Origin of the sequence: Anaerosoma tenue (assembly GCF_023161965.1) — a bacterium.
Taxonomy (GTDB): domain Bacteria; phylum Actinomycetota; class Coriobacteriia; order Anaerosomatales; family Anaerosomataceae; genus Anaerosoma; species Anaerosoma tenue.
Genome location: NZ_JALNTY010000001.1, coordinates 638,468 through 656,026, shown reverse-complemented (window position 1 = coordinate 656,026; position 17,559 = coordinate 638,468). Strand labels below are relative to the sequence as shown.

General features: G+C 66.4%; 14 protein-coding genes and 6 tRNA genes. 19 read left to right on the top strand and 1 reads right to left on the bottom strand.

All coding sequences use genetic code 11. The features are described 5' to 3' along the window. Nucleotides 1–21: 21 nt before the first annotated feature. The 16 genes from MSB02_RS03260 (at nucleotide 22) to clpX (ending at nucleotide 12,460) form a co-directional block, all read left to right on the top strand. Complete coding sequence (locus MSB02_RS03260; protein WP_267193769.1) at nucleotides 22–2,343, top strand: hybrid sensor histidine kinase/response regulator; 2,322 nt, start codon at nucleotides 22–24, stop codon at nucleotides 2,341–2,343. 15 nt (nucleotides 2,344–2,358) lie between these two features. Beyond that, on the top strand, nucleotides 2,359–3,426 hold the full coding sequence (cheB, locus tag MSB02_RS03255; RefSeq protein WP_267193768.1) for a chemotaxis-specific protein-glutamate methyltransferase CheB: 1,068 nt from the start codon (nucleotides 2,359–2,361) through the stop codon (nucleotides 3,424–3,426). Further along, the gene (murI, locus tag MSB02_RS03250; protein WP_267193767.1) at nucleotides 3,419–4,378 is read left to right on the top strand and encodes a glutamate racemase; all 960 of its coding nucleotides are present in this window, start codon (nucleotides 3,419–3,421) and stop codon (nucleotides 4,376–4,378) included. Before cheB ends, murI begins: the two co-directional genes overlap by 8 nt. Beyond that, nucleotides 4,369–5,118 (top strand): MBL fold metallo-hydrolase, encoded by a 750-nt coding sequence (locus tag MSB02_RS03245; RefSeq protein ID WP_267193766.1) that lies wholly within the window; start codon nucleotides 4,369–4,371, stop codon nucleotides 5,116–5,118. Before murI ends, MSB02_RS03245 begins: the two co-directional genes overlap by 10 nt. 14 nt (nucleotides 5,119–5,132) lie before the next feature. Beyond that, nucleotides 5,133–5,882 carry a ribonuclease PH gene (gene rph, locus MSB02_RS03240; RefSeq protein ID WP_267193765.1) on the top strand — a complete coding sequence of 250 codons (750 nt, stop codon included), beginning with the start codon at nucleotides 5,133–5,135 and terminating at the stop codon, nucleotides 5,880–5,882. A gap of 1 nt (nucleotide 5,883) precedes the next feature. Then, nucleotides 5,884–6,477, top strand: coding sequence for an RdgB/HAM1 family non-canonical purine NTP pyrophosphatase (gene rdgB / locus MSB02_RS03235; protein ID WP_267193764.1), 594 nt, complete (start codon nucleotides 5,884–5,886; stop codon nucleotides 6,475–6,477). 142 nt (nucleotides 6,478–6,619) lie between these two features. Continuing rightward, a tRNA-Pro gene (locus MSB02_RS03230) sits at nucleotides 6,620–6,696 on the top strand. Nucleotides 6,697–6,699: 3 nt separating this feature from the next. After that, nucleotides 6,700–6,775 (top strand) — tRNA-Gly (locus MSB02_RS03225). A 95-nt stretch (nucleotides 6,776–6,870) separates the two neighbouring features. Further along, a tRNA-Arg gene (locus MSB02_RS03220) sits at nucleotides 6,871–6,947 on the top strand. Nucleotides 6,948–6,959: 12 nt separating this feature from the next. Further along, nucleotides 6,960–7,036: transfer RNA gene (locus MSB02_RS03215), tRNA-His, on the top strand. A gap of 119 nt (nucleotides 7,037–7,155) precedes the next feature. Then, nucleotides 7,156–8,850, top strand: a complete 1,695-nt coding sequence (locus tag MSB02_RS03210; protein ID WP_267193763.1) for a formate--tetrahydrofolate ligase — start codon at nucleotides 7,156–7,158, stop codon at nucleotides 8,848–8,850. 114 nt (nucleotides 8,851–8,964) lie between these two features. Next, nucleotides 8,965–9,040, top strand: a tRNA-Lys gene (locus MSB02_RS03205). 86 nt (nucleotides 9,041–9,126) lie between these two features. Continuing rightward, a tRNA-Leu gene (locus MSB02_RS03200) sits at nucleotides 9,127–9,211 on the top strand. Between the two features lie 62 nt (nucleotides 9,212–9,273). Continuing rightward, nucleotides 9,274–10,575 (top strand): trigger factor, encoded by a 1,302-nt coding sequence (tig, locus tag MSB02_RS03195; protein WP_267193762.1) that lies wholly within the window; start codon nucleotides 9,274–9,276, stop codon nucleotides 10,573–10,575. Continuing rightward, on the top strand, nucleotides 10,575–11,195 hold the full coding sequence (clpP, locus tag MSB02_RS03190) for an ATP-dependent Clp endopeptidase proteolytic subunit ClpP (protein ID WP_267193761.1): 621 nt from the start codon (nucleotides 10,575–10,577) through the stop codon (nucleotides 11,193–11,195). Before tig ends, clpP begins: the two co-directional genes overlap by 1 nt. Nucleotides 11,196–11,203: 8 nt before the next feature. After that, nucleotides 11,204–12,460, top strand: a complete 1,257-nt coding sequence (clpX, locus tag MSB02_RS03185) for an ATP-dependent Clp protease ATP-binding subunit ClpX (RefSeq protein WP_267193760.1) — start codon at nucleotides 11,204–11,206, stop codon at nucleotides 12,458–12,460. 99 nt (nucleotides 12,461–12,559) lie between these two features. Here the strand turns inward: clpX and MSB02_RS03180 are convergent, their stop codons facing one another. Then, entirely contained in the window at nucleotides 12,560–12,781 is a 222-nt protein-coding gene (locus MSB02_RS03180; RefSeq protein WP_267193759.1) for a hypothetical protein, read from the bottom strand. A gap of 186 nt (nucleotides 12,782–12,967) precedes the next feature. Here MSB02_RS03180 and MSB02_RS03175 point away from each other — a divergent pair, with 186 nt between their 5' ends. The 3 genes from MSB02_RS03175 to MSB02_RS03165 all read left to right on the top strand — a co-directional run bounded on the left by MSB02_RS03175 (nucleotide 12,968) and on the right by MSB02_RS03165 (nucleotide 17,543). Then, on the top strand, nucleotides 12,968–15,616 hold the full coding sequence (locus tag MSB02_RS03175) for a valine--tRNA ligase (protein WP_267193758.1): 2,649 nt from the start codon (nucleotides 12,968–12,970) through the stop codon (nucleotides 15,614–15,616). Nucleotides 15,617–15,619: 3 nt separating this feature from the next. After that, a complete protein-coding gene (locus MSB02_RS03170; protein WP_267193757.1) occupies nucleotides 15,620–16,927 on the top strand; it encodes a bifunctional folylpolyglutamate synthase/dihydrofolate synthase in 1,308 nt (435 codons plus the stop codon). Between the two features lie 175 nt (nucleotides 16,928–17,102). Further along, a complete protein-coding gene (locus MSB02_RS03165; protein ID WP_267193756.1) occupies nucleotides 17,103–17,543 on the top strand; it encodes a zinc ribbon domain-containing protein in 441 nt (146 codons plus the stop codon). Nucleotides 17,544–17,559: the final 16 nt, after the last annotated feature.

Below are 17,559 nucleotides of genomic sequence, written 5' to 3'. Positions count from 1 at the left end.
CGACCGCACGAAGGAGACGAGATGGTCGAGTTCGACCGTTCGGCGTTCATCGCGAAGTTCCAGGAGGAGGCCACCGACCTCCTCCAGCGCCTCAACGAGGGCATCATCACGCTGGAGGCGGACCCTTCGAACCGGCCGCTGATAGACCAGTGGCTCCGCGATGCCCACACGCTCAAGGGCTCGTCGCGGATGGTCGGCCTCATGGAGATCTCCGACATCGCGCACCGCATGGAAGACATCATGGTGAAGGTGCGCGACGGCGACATGCCGTACACCGGCGACATGACCGACAGCTTCTTCGAGGCGCTCGACGCGGTGGTGTTCCTTGCCGAGAACGCGGGCAAGCCCGCCGCGGGTGATCTGGATGTCGAATCGCTCACGGGCCGTCTGGCCGCCCTGGCCGAGACCGGTGAGGTGCAGGCGCCGCCGGAGCCCGCGGAGCCCGTGGCGATTGCCGCTGAGGCCGCCGCTGCGACCGAGGAGCCCGACGATGCCGTCGACGACGCGGATGAGGACGTCGCAGGCGAGGACGAGCCTGCGGACGACGGCGACGAGGACGCGAAGCCTGCTGCCAGGCAGGAGCAGCTCCAGACCAAGACACAGGCGACGGTACGGATCAAGACGAGCCAGGTGGACCGCCTCCTCAACCTCGTGAGCGAGGTCGTCATCTCGCAGATCAAAGACGAGCAGCGCGTACGTGACCTGAGGAACGCCGCGTCGGTCACGACCGAGGTCCAACAACTCTGGTCGCGCTTGAAGTCGCTCCTGGCGATGCTTCCCGCTGAGGAACAAGGCATGCTCACGGCCGACATGCGTCTTCTCGATGAGACGATCTCCGAGCAGCGCAACGCTATCAGTGCGCTTGCCAAGACCTATGCCGATGACACTTCTCGGACATCCGCGGTCGTCTCGGACCTGCAGGAGCAGGCGATGGAGCTCCGGATGCTCCCGGTGAGCACGGTCTTCAACACCTTCCCGCGGGCGATGCGCGATCTCGCCCGGCAGTTCAAGAAGGACGTCGAGCTCGTGGTCGAAGGCGGAGACACCGAGCTCGACAAGAAGGTGCTCGAGGAGATCAACGACCCGCTCGTGCACATCATGCGGAATGCGGTGGATCACGGCATCGAGCCGGCGGCCGAGCGGGTCGCACTCGGCAAGCCGGCGAAAGGCACGATCCGGCTCTCGGCCCGTCAGGAGGGCGACCATATCGTCATCGAGATCGCCGACGATGGCGCCGGTATAGACCCGGAGCGTGTGAAGGCTGCCGCTATCCGCAAGGGCTACCTCAGCGAGTCTGAAGCGAAGTCGATGAGCGACCGCGAGGCGCGGTACCTCATCTTCGAGAAGGGCTTCTCCACGGCCGCCATCATCACCGAGATCTCCGGGCGCGGCGTGGGGATGGATGTGGTGCGCGAGTTCGTGGTCGAACGGCTGAAGGGTTCGCTCGACGTGGAGTCGGAGCTCGGCAAGGGCTCTACGTTCCGGCTCACCATCCCTCTCACTCTCGCGATCATCAGAGCGCTTCTGTTGCGCGTGAGCGGTCAGACGTTCGCGTTGCCCACCTCATCCGTTGAAGAAACGGCGAGGGTGGAGCCCTCGGAGGTCATCAAGGTCGAGGGCCACGAGGTGATCAGGCGCCAGAGACGCACGGTGCCGCTCGTGCATCTCCGCGACATCCTTGGCCTCGATGCGGTTGCAGATGAGTCGAACGGCGGAAAGATCCCCATCGCCACGCTTTCCTTCTCGGGCCATCGCCTCGGCCTGATCGTGGACGCGTTCGTGGGCGAGCAGCAGATAGTGATCAAGACCCTGGGGACGCACCTCAAGCGGGTGGACAACGTGGCGGGCGTCACGATCCTCGGGGCGGGTGAGGTGGTGCCCATCCTCAACGTGCCCGACCTCATGACGAACGGCCGACAGATCACCGGCGTGAGGGTGCGCAGGAGCACCGCGGTGAAGGAGAAGGCGGCAGGTCCGAGCCGGATCCTCATCTGCGAGGACTCCTTCACCACCCGCGAGCTCGAGCGGTCCATCTTCGAAGCGGCCGGGTACGAAGTGGAGACCGCCACCGACGGCGCGATGGGGCTGGCGCGCCTCCGTGAGGGTCTCGATCCCGATGCGGTCGTCACCGACGTCCAGATGCCCAACATGACAGGCTTCGAGCTCACCAAGGCCATCAAGTCGGACGACATGCTGCAGCACATCCCGGTCATCATCGTGACATCGTTGGAGCGGGACGAGGAGAAGGCCGAAGGCATCAACGCAGGCGCTGACGCCTACATCACCAAGTCGGTCTTCAATCAGGACACGCTGCTCGACACGGTAGAACGTCTCATCCGCTAGACACTGGGGGAACACGTGCCGGGAACCGCTGAGGGGCAGCGTATCCGGGTCGTCATAGCCGACGACTCCATAGTGGCCAGAGAGATGCTCGCGCAGATTCTGGCGAGCGATCCTGTGATCGAGGTGGTGGGCACCGCCACCAACGGCGAGGAGGCGGTCGACCTCGTCGCCCGCCTTCGCCCCGACCTGGTCACGATGGACATCCACATGCCCAAGATGGACGGCCTTGAGGCCACCGAGCGGATCATGGCGTTCACGCCCACGCCGATACTGGTGGTCTCCTCATCCGTGTACGGCGAGGGGATGGGGCGCGCGTTCGACGCGCTCGCCGTCGGCGCTCTGGAGGTCATGAAGAAGCCGGAGCCGAAGGACTGGGCCGACCTCGAGGCCATCGGTCGCCAGATCATCCGCACCGTGAAGATCCTCTCCCGGGTGAAGGTGATCACCCACATACGTGGGCGTCGTACGCCCGTGCACACGGGCGTGCCTCCTGTGGAGTCGCCGGACGTAGGGGGCGACGGACTGCGCCTCGTGGCCATCGGCTCGTCTACTGGCGGACCCACGGCGCTCCTAGAAGTGCTTGCGCGTCTTCCGCACGACTTCCCGCTGCCCGTGGTGGTCGCGCAGCATATCGCGGACGGGTTCGTCCCCGGGCTCGCAACGTGGCTGGACGCCGCGTGCAAGATCACGGTGGCCGCCGCCGCCGAGGGGGACGTGCTCCAGCCGGGAGTCGCGTACCTGGCTGCGACCGGCACCAACATGGAGGTCGACGGACGGAGACTGCGGTTCACCAAGCCGCAGCCCGGCCAGCTGTATATCCCCTCGGCGGACACGCTCTTCGAATCGGTGGCGGTGAGCTATGCGAAGAAGGCGGTCGGCGTGCTGCTCACCGGGATGGGCGCCGACGGCGCGCGGGGTCTGAAGGCGCTGCACGATCGCGGGGCTCCCACGATCTGCCAGGACGAGGCCACGTCCACGGTATGGGGCATGCCCAAAGCCGCGATCGACCTGGGCGCGGCACGGGCCGTCCTGCCGGTGCACGAGATCGCTGGCGCCATCGAGGGTCTGCTCGGCGATGCCTGAGGCGGGCGCTACGCCTATACTCGACACCATGCGAGACCTACCCATCGGCATATTCGATTCGGGGCTCGGCGGGCTGACCGTTGCGGGTGAGATCATGCGCGCCCTTCCGGACGAGAGCATCATCTACCTGGGTGATACGGCGCGATGCCCGTACGGCCCCCGCTCCCAGAACGATGTGCGGCGCTTCGTGCTGCAGATCGGCAGGTGGCTTTCCGCGCGAGAAGTGAAGCTGATCGTGGTCGCCTGCAACACGGCGACCGCCGCCGGATTGCCGCTGGCGCAGCAGGCGTTCGACGTGCCGGTGATCGGAGTCGTGGAGCCGGGCGCGCGGGCGGCGGTGAAGGCCACAGTGAACCGGAGGGTGGGCGTGATCGGCACCGTGGGCACTATCGAGTCAGGGGCCTACAGCCAGGCCGCACGCGCGATCGATGCCGGGGTGACCGTGTTCTCCACGCCCGCCCCGCGCTTCGTGGACCTTGTGGAGCAGGGCCTGCGTCTTGGTGAGGGCACCCTTGAGGACCTCCTCTCGCAGATGGGGAGCGTCTACGTCAGGCCGGCGTTCTACGAGATGGCGCGCGATTACCTCGACCCGCTCAAGCGAAGCGGTGTGGATACGCTCGTGCTCGGTTGCACGCACTTCCCGCTGCTGGAAACCGCCATCCAGCAGGTGATGGGGTCCCGCGTCCGGCTGATCTCCTCTGCCGAGGAGACCGCGCGTGAGGTGGTGGAGACGCTCACGTTGCGGGGGCACCGTGCCGGACCGTCGGCCACGCGCACCGAGGTCTACGCCACTACGGGCGACCCCGACGAGTTCGGGGCGCTGGGGGCGCGCATCATAGGTCGTGGACTCGGGACGGTGAAGCACGTGGACGTGGCCGAGCTCGAGGCGCTGTTCGACCACACGATGGCGGAGCGCCTGCGGGAGCACGAGGCGGACGAGACATGCGGCTGACGGTGCTCGGAAGCGCAGCCTCGTATCCCGACGCCGGCCGCGCGTGCGCGGGACACCTCGTGCAGACGTCCTCGACCGCCGTGCTGCTCGACTGCGGCAGCGGCGTCCTGTCGAACCTCGGCCACGTGATGGACCCCACGCACCTGGATGCCGTGCTCGTGTCACACGGGCACGTGGATCACTTCGCCGACGTCTTCGCCCTTCAGGCGGCGCTACGGTACGCCCCCACGGGTCCGGTGCCTCCGATCCCCCTGTGGCTCCCCTCCGGCCTCCGTCCACGCATGGAGGCGCTGCTCGGTGAGCGGGGAGCCCGCGAGCTGGCAGAGGCGTTCGAGATGCGAACGCTCGAGGTGAACGTTCCCGTGGTCGTGGGCGACGTGACGCTGGTGCCGCACCCTGCCGACCACGTGGATCCCGCGTTTTCGTTCGTCGTGGAGGCGGGTAACGCCCGGGTGTGCTACACCTCCGACACGGCGTACGGCCCGGCCGTGGAGACAGCGGCACGCGGCGCGCAGGTACTGCTCGCTGAGGCCACGCTCCCCGCGGAGTACGCCGGACGGGCCCCGCATATGACGCCTGCCGAGGCCGGCGCTCTTGCCTCGGCATCCGGCGCCCACACCCTCGTCCTCACGCATCTGTGGCCCACGATCGACCGGGATGAGGCCGGGCGGCAGGCACGTGGGGCGTTCGGGGGGCGTGTTATCGTGGCACACGAACTCACTGCTCTGGACATCGACTGACAAGGAGGCCGTCCGTGGCCCGATCGTACGGTCGCGCACCTGATGCGCTCCGACCCGTCACCGTGACGCGCAGATACCTGAAGCACGCGCACGGTTCATGCCTGTTCGAGTTGGGCGACACCAAGGTGCTGTGCGCCGCCACCTTCTCCGAGACCGTCGCCGGCTGGCGGAGGGGGAGCGGCAAGGGATGGGTCACCGCCGAGTACTCGCTCTTGCCCGCCTCCACACACACCCGCACGCGTCGAGAGGTGGCGGCCGGGGCGCCGAGCGGCCGGACACACGAGATCCAGCGCCTGATCGGGCGCTCCCTTCGCACGGTGGTGGACATGCGGTCGATGGGCGGCGAGGTCACGCTCAACCTGGACTGCGACGTCCTGCAGGCCGACGGAGGCACGCGCACGGCGGCCATCACGGGGGCGTACATCGCGATGATGGACGCGTTCGCAACGTGGGTCGAGGCTGGCCGGATCAGCGACGTTCCCGTGCTCGACAACGTGGCGGCCACATCGGTGGGCGTGGTCGATGGCGTGGCGTGTCTGGATCTGGATTACAGCGAAGACAGCGTGGCCGAGGTGGATATGAACGTCGTCTGTGACGGCAAGGGCCGCTTTATCGAGGTGCAGGGCACGGGGGAGCGGACGCCGTTCGACAGGGCTCGTCTCGACTCGCTGCTCGACCTGGCCGCGATCGGCACGACACGCCTCGTGGAGCTGCAGCGACGTATGATCGCCGAGGACCTCGAGACGTACCGGGACGGAGCGTGACATGCCTCGCGTGATCGTGGCCACGGGCAACCGCGGCAAGCTGGCGGAGATCCGCTCGGCCCTCGACCTGTCCGGCTGGGAGTTCGTCACCGCGCCGGACCTCGGGTCGTCGACGCTCGATGTCGAGGAGACGGGAAGCACCTTCGAGGAGAACGCGCGGCTGAAGGCGCAGGCCTATCACGAGACGTTCGGTCTACCCGCGCTCGCCGACGACTCCGGCCTCGAGGTGGATGCGCTCGGCGGCGAGCCGGGCGTCTACTCGTCCCGGTACGCGGGCCTGGACGCCACCGACGCTGACAACAACGCCAAACTGCTGGCGGCGCTCGAGGGCGTTCCCGCCGGGCAGCGGGGAGCGCGCTTCCGTAGCGTGATCGTGTACATCGACGCGGACGGCGCCGAGACCGTCGTCGATGGGGCGTGCGAGGGCTCGATCGGGGTCGAGGCGCACGGATCCGGTGGATTCGGGTACGACCCCATCTTCCTGCCATCGCAGGCGCCCGGTCGCACGATGGCAGACCTGGGGATGGCCGAGAAGAACGCGATCAGCCACCGTGGCGCGGCGTTGCGCGCATTGCGGGGCGTACTGGGGGAGTAGCGGTCGGCGCGGCTGGTGATGCGGGCCGGCGATGCGCCCCGGGCGACCGGGCGGGAATGATTTGCCCGGTGGACGGCGCGCCCCTATACTAAGCGATGCTCTCGAGCACAGGGTCCGCGAGGGCCTCACTCGGGTTCGAGGTCGGGCCGTAGCGCAGTTTGGTAGCGCATCTGCTTTGGGAGCAGAGGGTCGTGGGTTCGAATCCCGCCGGCCCGACCACGTGCGGCGGTAGTTCAATTGGTAGAGCCTCAGCCTTCCAAGCTGATTGTTGCGGGTTCGAGTCCCGTCCGCCGCTCCATAGATCGGCCTCCGGCACACCCCAGGTGTGCCGATTGACAACGCAGGGCGCGCCAAGTACCGTTTGCACTCGGCACTTCGGAGGCGCTCGCAAATGCGCCCGTAGCTCAGCTGGATAGAGCGGGAGACTTCTAATCTCTAGGTCGGGGGTTCGAATCCCTCCGGGCGTGCCAGCAACTCACATGGTGGGTGTAGCTCAGTTGGTTAGAGCGCCGGACTGTGGCTCCGGAGGCCGCGGGTTCAAGTCCCGTTACCCACCCCAAGCATCTCTGTGACGACCCGCCTTGCGCGGGTCGTCGTATGTTATCCACCTCGCTCTCTCGGCTACACTTGATGTGGTGGGTCATGCGCACTCACAGGACAAGGAGCGAGGAGCCGACGATGCTCTCAGACATCGAGATCGCCCATGCCGCAACGGTGCGACCGGTACGCGACATAGCCGAGGAGATCGGTCTCGAGCCCGACGAGGTGGAGCCGAACGGCCGCACCAAGGCGAAGGTCAGCCTCAAGGTGCTCGAGCGCCTCGCCGAACGGCCGAACGGCCGGTACGTGCTTGTCACCGCTATCACACCCACGCCCCTTGGCGAAGGCAAGACGCTCACGACCGTCGGGCTGGGACAGGCGTTGCGCGCCGCGGGGCATTCGGCGTTCTCATGTATCCGGCAGCCGTCGCTGGGGCCGGTGTTCGGCATCAAGGGCGGCGCGGCGGGCGGCGGGTACTCCCAGGTGGTCCCGATGGAGGACATCAACCTGCACCTCACCGGCGACGTCCACGCGATCACTGCGGCCCACAATCTATGCGCGGCCTTCATAGACAACTCGATCTTCCATGGCAATCCGCTCGATATCGACACCCATGCGGTCTCGTGGCCGCGGGTGATGGACATCTCAGACCGGTCGCTCCGCAACGTGGTGATCGGGCTGGGCGGCCGCACCGACGGCGATCCGCGCGAGACGCACTTCGAGATCACCGTGGCAAGCGAGCTCATGGCGATCCTTGCGCTCGCCGAGGACATCCACGACCTACGGACACGCATCGGGCGCGTGATCGTGGCGCGTACCCGCTCGGGGGAGCCGGTCACCGCCGAGGACCTCAAGGTCGCCGGTGCGATGACCGTGTTGATGAGGGACACGATCAAGCCGAACCTGATGCAGGACCTGGAGGGTGGTCCTGTGTTCGTGCATGCCGGCCCCTTCGCGAACATCGCACAGGGCAACAGCTCGATCGTGGCGGACCGGATCGCGCTGAAGCTCGCCGACTACGTCGTCACGGAGGCGGGTTTCGGCGCCGACATGGGTGCAGAGAAGTTCGTGAACATGAAGTGCCGTGCATCCGGCCTGGAGCCCGACGCCGCGGTGATGGTCTGCACGGTCCGCGCGTTGAAGGCCCACTCGGGCCGGTTCGAGGTCAAGCCAGGCCGGCCTCTGGACCCTGCCATGACCGTCGAAGACCTGGATGCGCTCGAAGAAGGCATGCCCAACCTGGTGCGTCAGATCGAGAACGTGCGGTCGTTCGGCATCCCCGTCGTCGTCGCGGTCAACACGTTTCCCACCGACACGCCCGCAGAGCACGCGCTCATCATGGAGCGGGCTCGCGAGGCGGGTGCTTTCGATGTGGTGGCGCACACCTTGCACGCCGACGGTGGAAGGGGCGGACTGGACCTCGCTGACGCCGTTGCCAGGGCCTGCGGGGAACCCTCCAGCCTTCAGTTCACCTACTCCGACGACCTGCCGATGCGTGAGAAGATCGCGGCGATCGCAACGCGGATCTACGGCGCCTCCGGCGTCGACTTCTCCTTCGGAGCATCGAAAGCGATGGAGCGGATCAGCGCCGAGGGGCTGTGCGACTTCCCGGTCTGCATGGCCAAGACGCACCTCTCGCTGTCGCATGACCCGAAGCTCAAGGGAGCGCCGGTGGGCTGGCGCTTGCCCGTTCGCGACGTGCGTATCTCGGCGGGAGCGGGTTTCGTGTACGCGCTCTGCGGCGACATCACCACGATGCCTGGTCTGCCGGGCAAGCCGGCGGGCGAACACATCGACATCGATGCCGAGGGGAACGTCACGGGGCTCTCCTAGAGCGTGGCCGGGCGGCTGACCTCGCCAGCCTGGAACGTCCCTCGGGATGTCACACGCGCGTCGTTCAACGGGATTTGCATTCGTGAGCCGAGCGGTTACAATATGCGAGCACTCGGGCCGTTAGCTCAGCTGGTAGAGCAGGGGACTCTTAATCCCAAGGTCATAGGTTCGATCCCTATACGGCCCACCATACACACCTCACGAGAGCCGGCCCATAGGGCCGGCTCTTCTGGTGAGGGGGTATCGCGTTTGCTACACTTAGCAATCCGGCTTCATGCGGGCGTGGCGGAACTGGCAGACGCGCTGGATTTAGGTTCCAGTGGGGAAACTCGTGGAGGTTCGAGTCCTCTCGCCCGCACCACACCGAGCCATCACGGAGCGTCGCAGGCGCCCCGGCAGGAAGCGACATTCTGAGGAGGATCCTTGCAGACGAGCGTTGAGCGTCTCGAAGAGGGCCGTGCGAAGATCACGGTCACGGTACCCGCGGCGGATGTGGACAAGGCCATCGCGGATGCGTATGCGGCCATCGGCGCGAAGCTGCGCATCCCAGGCTTCCGTCCGGGCAAGGCGCCGCGCCCGGTGATCGACACCCACGTCGGCCGTGAAGCGGTCCTGGCTGACGCGCAGGACGACATCGTGTCCGACTCGTATGGCCGGGCCGTCTCGCGGGAGGACATACGCACCGTGGGACGTCCTGATGTCGGCGAGCTCGACATGATCGAGCCGGGCAGCGACTACACGTACACCGCCGAGGTGACCTTGCGTCCCGAGCTCACCCTCTCGAGTGCGGACGCGTTCACGGTCACGGTCCCCGCGCAGAAGGCCTCCGACCGTGAGGTCGATGCGCAGATCGAGCACGTGAGGGAGCGATTCGCCACGCTGGAGTCGGTGGACGCGCCGGTCGGCGAGGACGACTTCGCGCTGATCTCGTTCGTGGGCACCGTTGACGGTGAGGCGTACGAGGGCAACGTGGTGGACAAGTACATGTACGAACTGGGTCGCGGCATGATGCCGCCCGAGTTCGATGCCGCGCTCGTGGGCACCGCGCCCGGTGGCAGCGCCGTTGCGGAGTTCGAGATCCCCGACACCACCTCCAACGAGGAGTTCGCGGGCAAGCAAGCCCGCTTCGAGATCGAGGTGCACGAGGTCAAGACGAAGGTGCTCCCGGAGCTCGATGACGAGTTCGCGGCCACGGCAGGCGGCTTCGACACGTTCGACGAGTATCGAGCCGACGTGCGCGAGAAGCTCGATTCCGCGAAGGCGACCGGTCACGCACGGGAGGTGGAGGGCGCGGCGCTCACCGAGCTTGTCGGCCGCCTGGACGGAGACGTCCCGGAGGAGATGGTCGATATCCGGGCCGCGTCGATGATGCGCGAGTTCTTCGAGAATCTCGAGCAGCGGGGGATCGCGCCCCAGGAGTACCTGCAGATGACCGGGACGAGCCCCGAGCAGCTCCAGACGGATCTCCGCGAGCAGGCGGACCGCCGTGTGCGCGAGGAGCTCGCTCTCGAGGCGCTGTTCGTCGCGCAGGGTATGAGCGTTTCAGAGAGCGATCTCGCCGACACCGTCCGCGAGATCGCGGGCGAGGACACGGAGGCCGCCGAGGAGCTCGGCAAGGACCTCGAGCGGAATGGAGCGCTCCCGCTCGTCCGCGAGCAGATCATGCACCGCAAGGCCCTGAAGTGGCTGATGGACAACGCCGAAGTGATCGAGGAGGAGCAGTGATGACGGCAAAGGAGCCCGTTGCGAGTTCGCTCGTGCCGATCGTGGTAGAGCAGACCTCGCGTGGAGAGCGCAGCTTCGACATCTTCTCGCGGCTGTTGAACGAGCGGGTCGTGTTCCTCGGCACCGAGATCGACGACGTGGTCTCGAATCTCGTGATCGCGCAGTTGCTGCACCTTGAGAGCGAGGATCCCGAGAAGGACATCAACCTGTACATCAACTCGCCCGGCGGCTCGGTCACCGCGGCGCTGGCGATGTACGACACGATGCAGTACATCCGGTCCGACGTGAGCACGATCTGTATCGGTCAGTGTGCGTCGGCAGCCGCAGTGCTTCTTGCCGCCGGCGCTGCCGGCAAGCGTTTCGCGCTGCCCAACAGCCGCGTGCTCATCCACCAGCCGTGGGGCGGCACGCAGGGCCAGGTGAGCGACATCGAGATCCAGGCCAGGGAGATGCTGCGGATGCGCGAGGCGCTCGATCGCATCCTTGCGCACCACACCGGTCAGCCGATGGAGAAGATCCACGCTGACACCGAGCGGGACAACATCATGACCGCCGAGGAAGCCAAGGCGTATGGTCTCATCGACGCCGTGTTCACGCAGCGGTCACCCAAGGAGGACTGAACCACCTGATGGAGCGTCACGACGACAACCAGCGGCTCGTGTGTTCGTTCTGCGGCAAGCCGCAACACCAGGTGCGCAAGCTGGTGGCGGGCCCCGGCGTCTACATCTGCGACGAGTGCATCGACCTGTGCAACGAGATCGTCGAAGAAGAGCAGGCCGACGCGATGGCCGTGCATGCGGAAGACGAGGAACTGCCCACGCCAAAGGAGATCCTCGCGCGGCTCGACGACTACGTGGTGGGGCAGGATCTGGCCAAGAAGACCCTTGCCGTGGCCGTGTACAACCACTACAAGCGCATCCGCACCGAAGACGTCGGCGAGGACGAGGTCGAGATCGCCAAGAGCAACATCCTGCTGCTCGGGCCGACCGGTTGTGGGAAGACCCTGCTCGCGCAGACGTTGGCGCGCATCCTGAAGGTGCCGTTCGCGATCGCCGACGCCACCACGCTCACGGAGGCGGGCTACGTGGGCGAGGATGTCGAGAACATCCTCCTCAAGCTCATCACCGCTGCCGACTTCGATGTCGAGCGGGCGCAGGTCGGCATCATCTACATCGATGAGATCGACAAGATCGCACGCAAGGCCGAGAACCTTTCCATCACCCGCGACGTGTCGGGAGAGGGAGTGCAGCAGGCGCTGCTCAAGATCGTGGAAGGCACGGAAGCGGCGGTCCCGCCCCAGGGAGGGCGGAAGCATCCTCAACAGGACCTGATCCGCATCGACACCACCAACATCCTGTTCATCCTCGGCGGGGCGTTCGTAGGACTCGAGAAGCTCATCGCCGACCGCATCGGCACCAAGGGTGTCGGCTTCGGTGCCGAGATGCATGACGCGCGTCAGCATGATACCGGCGCGCTCCTTGCCAAGGTGCTGCCCGAGGACCTGCACAGGTTCGGTCTGATCCCCGAGTTCGTGGGTCGCATACCGGTGACTGCGCATGTGGAGGAGCTGGACGAGGCCGAGCTCGTGCGCATCCTCACCGAACCGAAGAATGCGCTGGTGCGCCAGTACGAGCGGCTCTTCCGGATGGAGGGCGTGGAGCTCGTGTTCACCGATGAGGCCCTCACCGAGGTCGCGCGTCAGGCCATCCAGCGACAGACGGGCGCACGGGGGCTGCGATCGATCCTCGAATCGCTGCTCCTCGACACCATGTACGACCTGCCGGGCCGCGACGACGTGGAGCGTGTCACCGTCACCGAGGAGGTCGTGCGGGGAGCGGCATCGCCGGTCCTCACGCTCTCCGGAGCGCGTGACGCGAGCGCATAGATCCACCCGGTGCCGTCGACCGGGTGATCGGTCGGTGCAGCGCAGTGAACGCGAAACGGGCCCCGTGGGGCCCGTTTCGGCTGTTGCTGGCGTCCGATCCTATCTGGCGGCGTCGATGATCTCCTCTGCACGCTCCACCTGGCTCGGGTAGAGGTCCTTGGGGATCGCGGGACGGCCAAGCGTCCGGAACACCATGTGGCGGGCGCAGTGCACGTTGCTGCCACGACAGTAGCGCTGCTTGATGATCTCAGCCATGGACGGCATCTCCGCCATCTGGTCGTTGAAGAACGGACATGTTGGGAGGCACTCGCAGTCGGCCATCGGCGTCACAACCTTCCACTTGAGGACTCTGGGTAGTATATCGTCACTTCGTTAGCGCGCGCCTATACGCATGGGGGTATGGAGTCCGGTCAGTGGTCGACACTGGCCGACGAACGGGACACCATTGGCGAGCTGGTATATCGTAGAATCCACGGAATCACCGTCACGGAAGGACGAACCACACCCATGAAGCAGCTCTCTCCAGCGTACGATCCCGACGCCGTCGAGTCGCCCGTGTTCGACCGATGGGTCTCCGGTCGCCTCTTCGAGCAAGCGGCGGAAGGGGAGAGTCCGTTCACCGTGGTGATACCTCCTCCCAACGTCACCGGTTCGCTCCACATGGGCCATGCGCTGAACAACACCATCCAGGACGTTGTGATCCGCAGGTCGCGCATGACAGGTCAGCCCACCAGGTGGGTGCTGGGAACCGACCACGCAGGCATCGCCACCCAGAACAAGGTGGAGCAGAAGCTCGCGGCTCAGGGGCTGTCGCGCCACGACGTGGGCCGGGAGCGGTTCGTCGAGATGTGCTGGGAGTGGCGAGAAGAGCACGGCAGCGTGATCATCGAGCAGCTCAAGCGCATGGGGTGCAGCTGCGACTACTCCGACGAGCACTTCACGATGGACGAGGGATACCAGCGCGCCGTGCGCAAGGTCTTCGTGGAGTGGTACGAAAAGGGGCTCATCTACCGCGGCAAGCGGATCATCAACTGGTGTCCGCGGTGTTCGACCGCCTTGTCCGATATCGAGGTCGAGCACGAGGAGCTGGACAGCCACCTCTGGCATCTGCGCTACCCCCTCAAGGAGCCGGTTGCCGGTCGCGACCATGTCGTGGTAGCCACCACGAGGCCCGAGACGATGCTGGGAGACACGTGCGTGGCGGTGCACCCCGATGACGAGCGGTATCGTGAGCTTGTCGGAGCGACCATCGTGCTGCCGCTGCTGGGTCGCGAGATCCCCATCGTGGCCGACGAGTACGTGGACCCCTCGTTCGGCACGGGGGCCGTCAAGGTGACGCCCGCTCACGATCCCAATGACTTCGAGATCGGGGAGCGGCACGGTCTGCCCAAGATCAACGTGCTCAATGCGGACGCGACCATCACCGCCGAGGGCGGTCCGTATGAAGGTCTCGACCGGCATGAGGCGCGGCGACGCGTCGTCGCCGACCTCGAGGCCGGGGGGCTGCTCGTGGCGGTGGACGACCACGTGCACGCGGTGGGGCACTGCTATCGGTGTCACACGGTCGTGGAGCCCTGGCTCTCCGACCAGTGGTTCGTCGACATGAAGCCACTCGCCACACCGGCCATCGAGGCGGTGAAAGAGGACCGCGTGGTCTTCCATCCCCGGCGCTGGGAGAACGTCTACTTCCACTGGATGGAGAACATCCGCGACTGGTGCATCTCGCGGCAGCTCTGGTGGGGGCATCGCATCCCCGTCTTCTACTGCGACGCGTGCGGTTGGCAGGGCGCAAGCATGGAAGACCTCGGATCGTGCCCGAAGTGCGGTGCCACTGCGCGTCAGGACGAGGATGTGCTCGACACCTGGTTCTCGTCGCAACTCTGGCCGTTCGCAACGCTCGGCTGGCCGGACGAGACGCCCGAGCTCGACTTCTTCTATCCCACCACGGTGCTCTCCACCGCGCGGGACATCCTTTTCCTGTGGGTGGCCCGGATGATCATGAGCGGCCTGTACTTCGTGGGCGACGTCCCGTATCGCGATGTCATCATCCACCCCACCGTCTTCAACGCCGAGGGCAAGCGGATGAGCAAGTCGCTCGGCACGGGCGTGGACCCGCTCGATCTCATGGCCCACTACGGCGCCGACGGCATGCGGTTCGGCCTCATGCTGCAGGTCACCGGCAATCAGGACATCAAGTTCTCCGAGGAGAAGCTGGTCTCGTCACGCAATTTCGCGAACAAGATCTGGAACGCCAGCAGGTTCGTCCTCATGAACATCGACGAGGCCTTCGTCGCCGGTCCGCCTCAGGTGGAGACGGTGGCGGACGCATGGATCCTCTCCCGTCTCGCCGACCTCTCGGCGCGCGTAGACGAGGGGCTGCTGGCGTACGAGTTCGGAGAGACCGCGCGCGCCCTGTACGACTTCTTCTGGAACGAGTTCTGCGACTGGTACATCGAGCTCGCGAAGGTCCGCCTCGCCGCCGGAGGCCGGACACGGGAGACGGTGCTGCGCAACCTCGTGTACGTGCTCGACAACGCGCTGCGTCTCCTCCACCCGATGATGCCGTTCGTCACCGAGGAGATCTGGAGTCGGCTTCCGATCGACGGGGCCGGCGCCGATCGGGCGTTGATGGTCGCCGAGTGGCCCGATGCGGCGGCGCTTTCCGGCTTCCGCGACGAAGGGGCGGAGCGCTCGATCGGGCTGCTCCAGGAAGTCGTGACGGCGGTGCGCGGGGTGCGCGCACGGTACTCGGTCTCCCCGAAGGCCCCGCTCGAGGTGTCGGTGAAGGCGCCCGAGGCGGAAGGCGAGGTCCTCGTCTCGATGACCGACGACATCCGCGCCCTCGCTGGCATCGGCGGGTTCGAGGTGGGGGAGGACGTCGTGCGCCCGCCGCACGCCTCATCAGCCGTCGCGGCCGGCAGCGAGGTGTACGTGTCGCTCGAAGGACTCGTGGACTTCGGCGCAGAGCGCGAGCGGATCGCTTCGCAGTTGGAGCGCACACAGGCCGATCTCGATCGACTCACGAAGAAGCTTGGCAATGAAGGCTTCCTCGCGAAGGCCTCACCTGACATAATAGAGAAGGATCGGGCCCGCGCCGGGGAGTTGGCGGCCACCGTGTCCAAGCTCAGCGCGCAGTTGGCGGACCTATCGGAGTAGCCTGTGCCATCAGAGGATGCCGTATACGAAGCGGCGATCGCGCGTTTGGAGCGTGCGCTGACGTTCGGCATCAACCCGTCGCTCGACGGCATCAGGGCGCTCATGGATGCGCTCGGCATGGCCGAGATGGCGTGTTCCTGTGTGCAGGTCACCGGCACCAACGGCAAGACGTCGGTCACCAGGATGACCGGCGCGCTGCTCACGGCGCATGGATATCGCACCGGTGTCTACACGAGCCCGCATCTGGTCTCCTATACGGAGCGGATCACGGTTGACGGCAGGCAGATCGGCAAGCGGAAGTTCGCGCAGTACCTTGCCGACGTGTTCGACGCCGCTGACACCATGGATCGAGAATTCACCGAGTTCGAACTCCTCACCGCCACGGCGCTCCACGCGTTCCGCACCAAGAAGGTCGAGTTCGCGTGTCTCGAGGTGGGGATGGGTGGCCGGTGGGATGCGACGAGCGTGGTCGATCCGGCGGTGGCGGTGATCACAGGCGTGTCGCTCGACCACACCGAGCGCCTCGGCGCCACTCGGGAGGAGATCGCCGCCGACAAGGCTCACATCATCAAGAGGCGCTCCTTTCCGGTCCTGGGGCCTGGCTGCCAGGGAGTGGACCACATCTTCCACGAGCGAGCGCTCTCGCTTGGGGTTCCCAAGGTGATGACGGTGGGGTTGGGCGACGATCCGGATGTCACGTGGCGGATCGTGCGCCGTCCCCGGACGCCGAGGGGCACGCTCACGGTGGACGTCCACGGTCTCCGTGACTATCGGGTGGCCCTCCATGCGCCTGCGTACCAGGCGCCGAACGCGGCGGTGGCGATGGCGGCAACGGGGGCCGCGATGTTCAACGTCCTCGATCCCGATCGGGCGAACGCAGCGCTCCGCTCGGTCACCTTCCCCGGCCGTTTCGAGGTGCTGCGCACGAGGCCGCCGCTCGTGATCGACGGTGCGCACAATCCAGAGGCTGCCGCGGTGTTGGCGGCTGCGATACGCGATTCGTTCCGGGACTCGCCGCCGGCCGTTGTGCTCGGCATCCTCGCCGACAAGGACGCAGAGGGGATCGTGCGCGCGCTCGCGGACACGGCCGTGTTCTTCGTCACCACCGAGAACGGTTCGCCGCGGTGTCTTCCGGCAGGTGAGCTGGCCGCGCTCGTCGAGCGGGTCACGGGGCGTGAAGTGGTCGCCGAGCCGTCGCTGGGGAAGGCTCTGGCCATGGCCGAGGCCAGGTCAGGCGCCGCTGGCGTGATGGTGACCGGCAGCCTCTATACCGCGGGCGCCGTGAAGGCCTTCGTGGACGGCTCGCTGTAGGGTCTCGCGCGCGCGCCGCCTGTGCGGTGACGTCTTGCGCCCGTATCAGCCACCAGGGGCCGTGCGGCCGGCGTCGGTTCTGGTAGAATCCCCGTAGCCCTGTCGCGTCGTCAGCAACGGCGCTGCGGGTTAGTCCGGTGTCATGTGTGATGCTCGAGACCCTGGAGGGGGCCACATGGAAGAGGTGCTCGGAGAACTACTCGCTCCGATCAAGCCTGCATTGGATCTTGCGACCAACCTGTGCATGTTGTTCTTCGTGGTCTTTTCGGTGGCCCTGGTCTTCTGGACGTGGCGCGATGCCGAGCGTCGTGGCGCGATGCCCTGGTTCTGGGCGCTCGTGGTGCTGCTCTTCAACGTGTTCGGCTGGGCGATCTACATGGTGGTCCGTCCGCCGGAGAGCGCCCTGGATGCACGTGAGCGCGAGCTTGAGATCCGGGCCAAGGAGGTCGAGCTCCTCAAGGAAGGCCAGACGTGCCCGGCGTGCTATCAGCCCGTCGAGCCCGACTACCTCATCTGCCCCTCGTGCATGAAGAAGCTGCGCAAGGAGTGTGTGGAGTGCGGCAGGGCCCTCAAGCTCGACTGGCAGGTCTGCCCGTACTGCAAGACCAAGCAGTGACCGAGGCCTGAGCGCA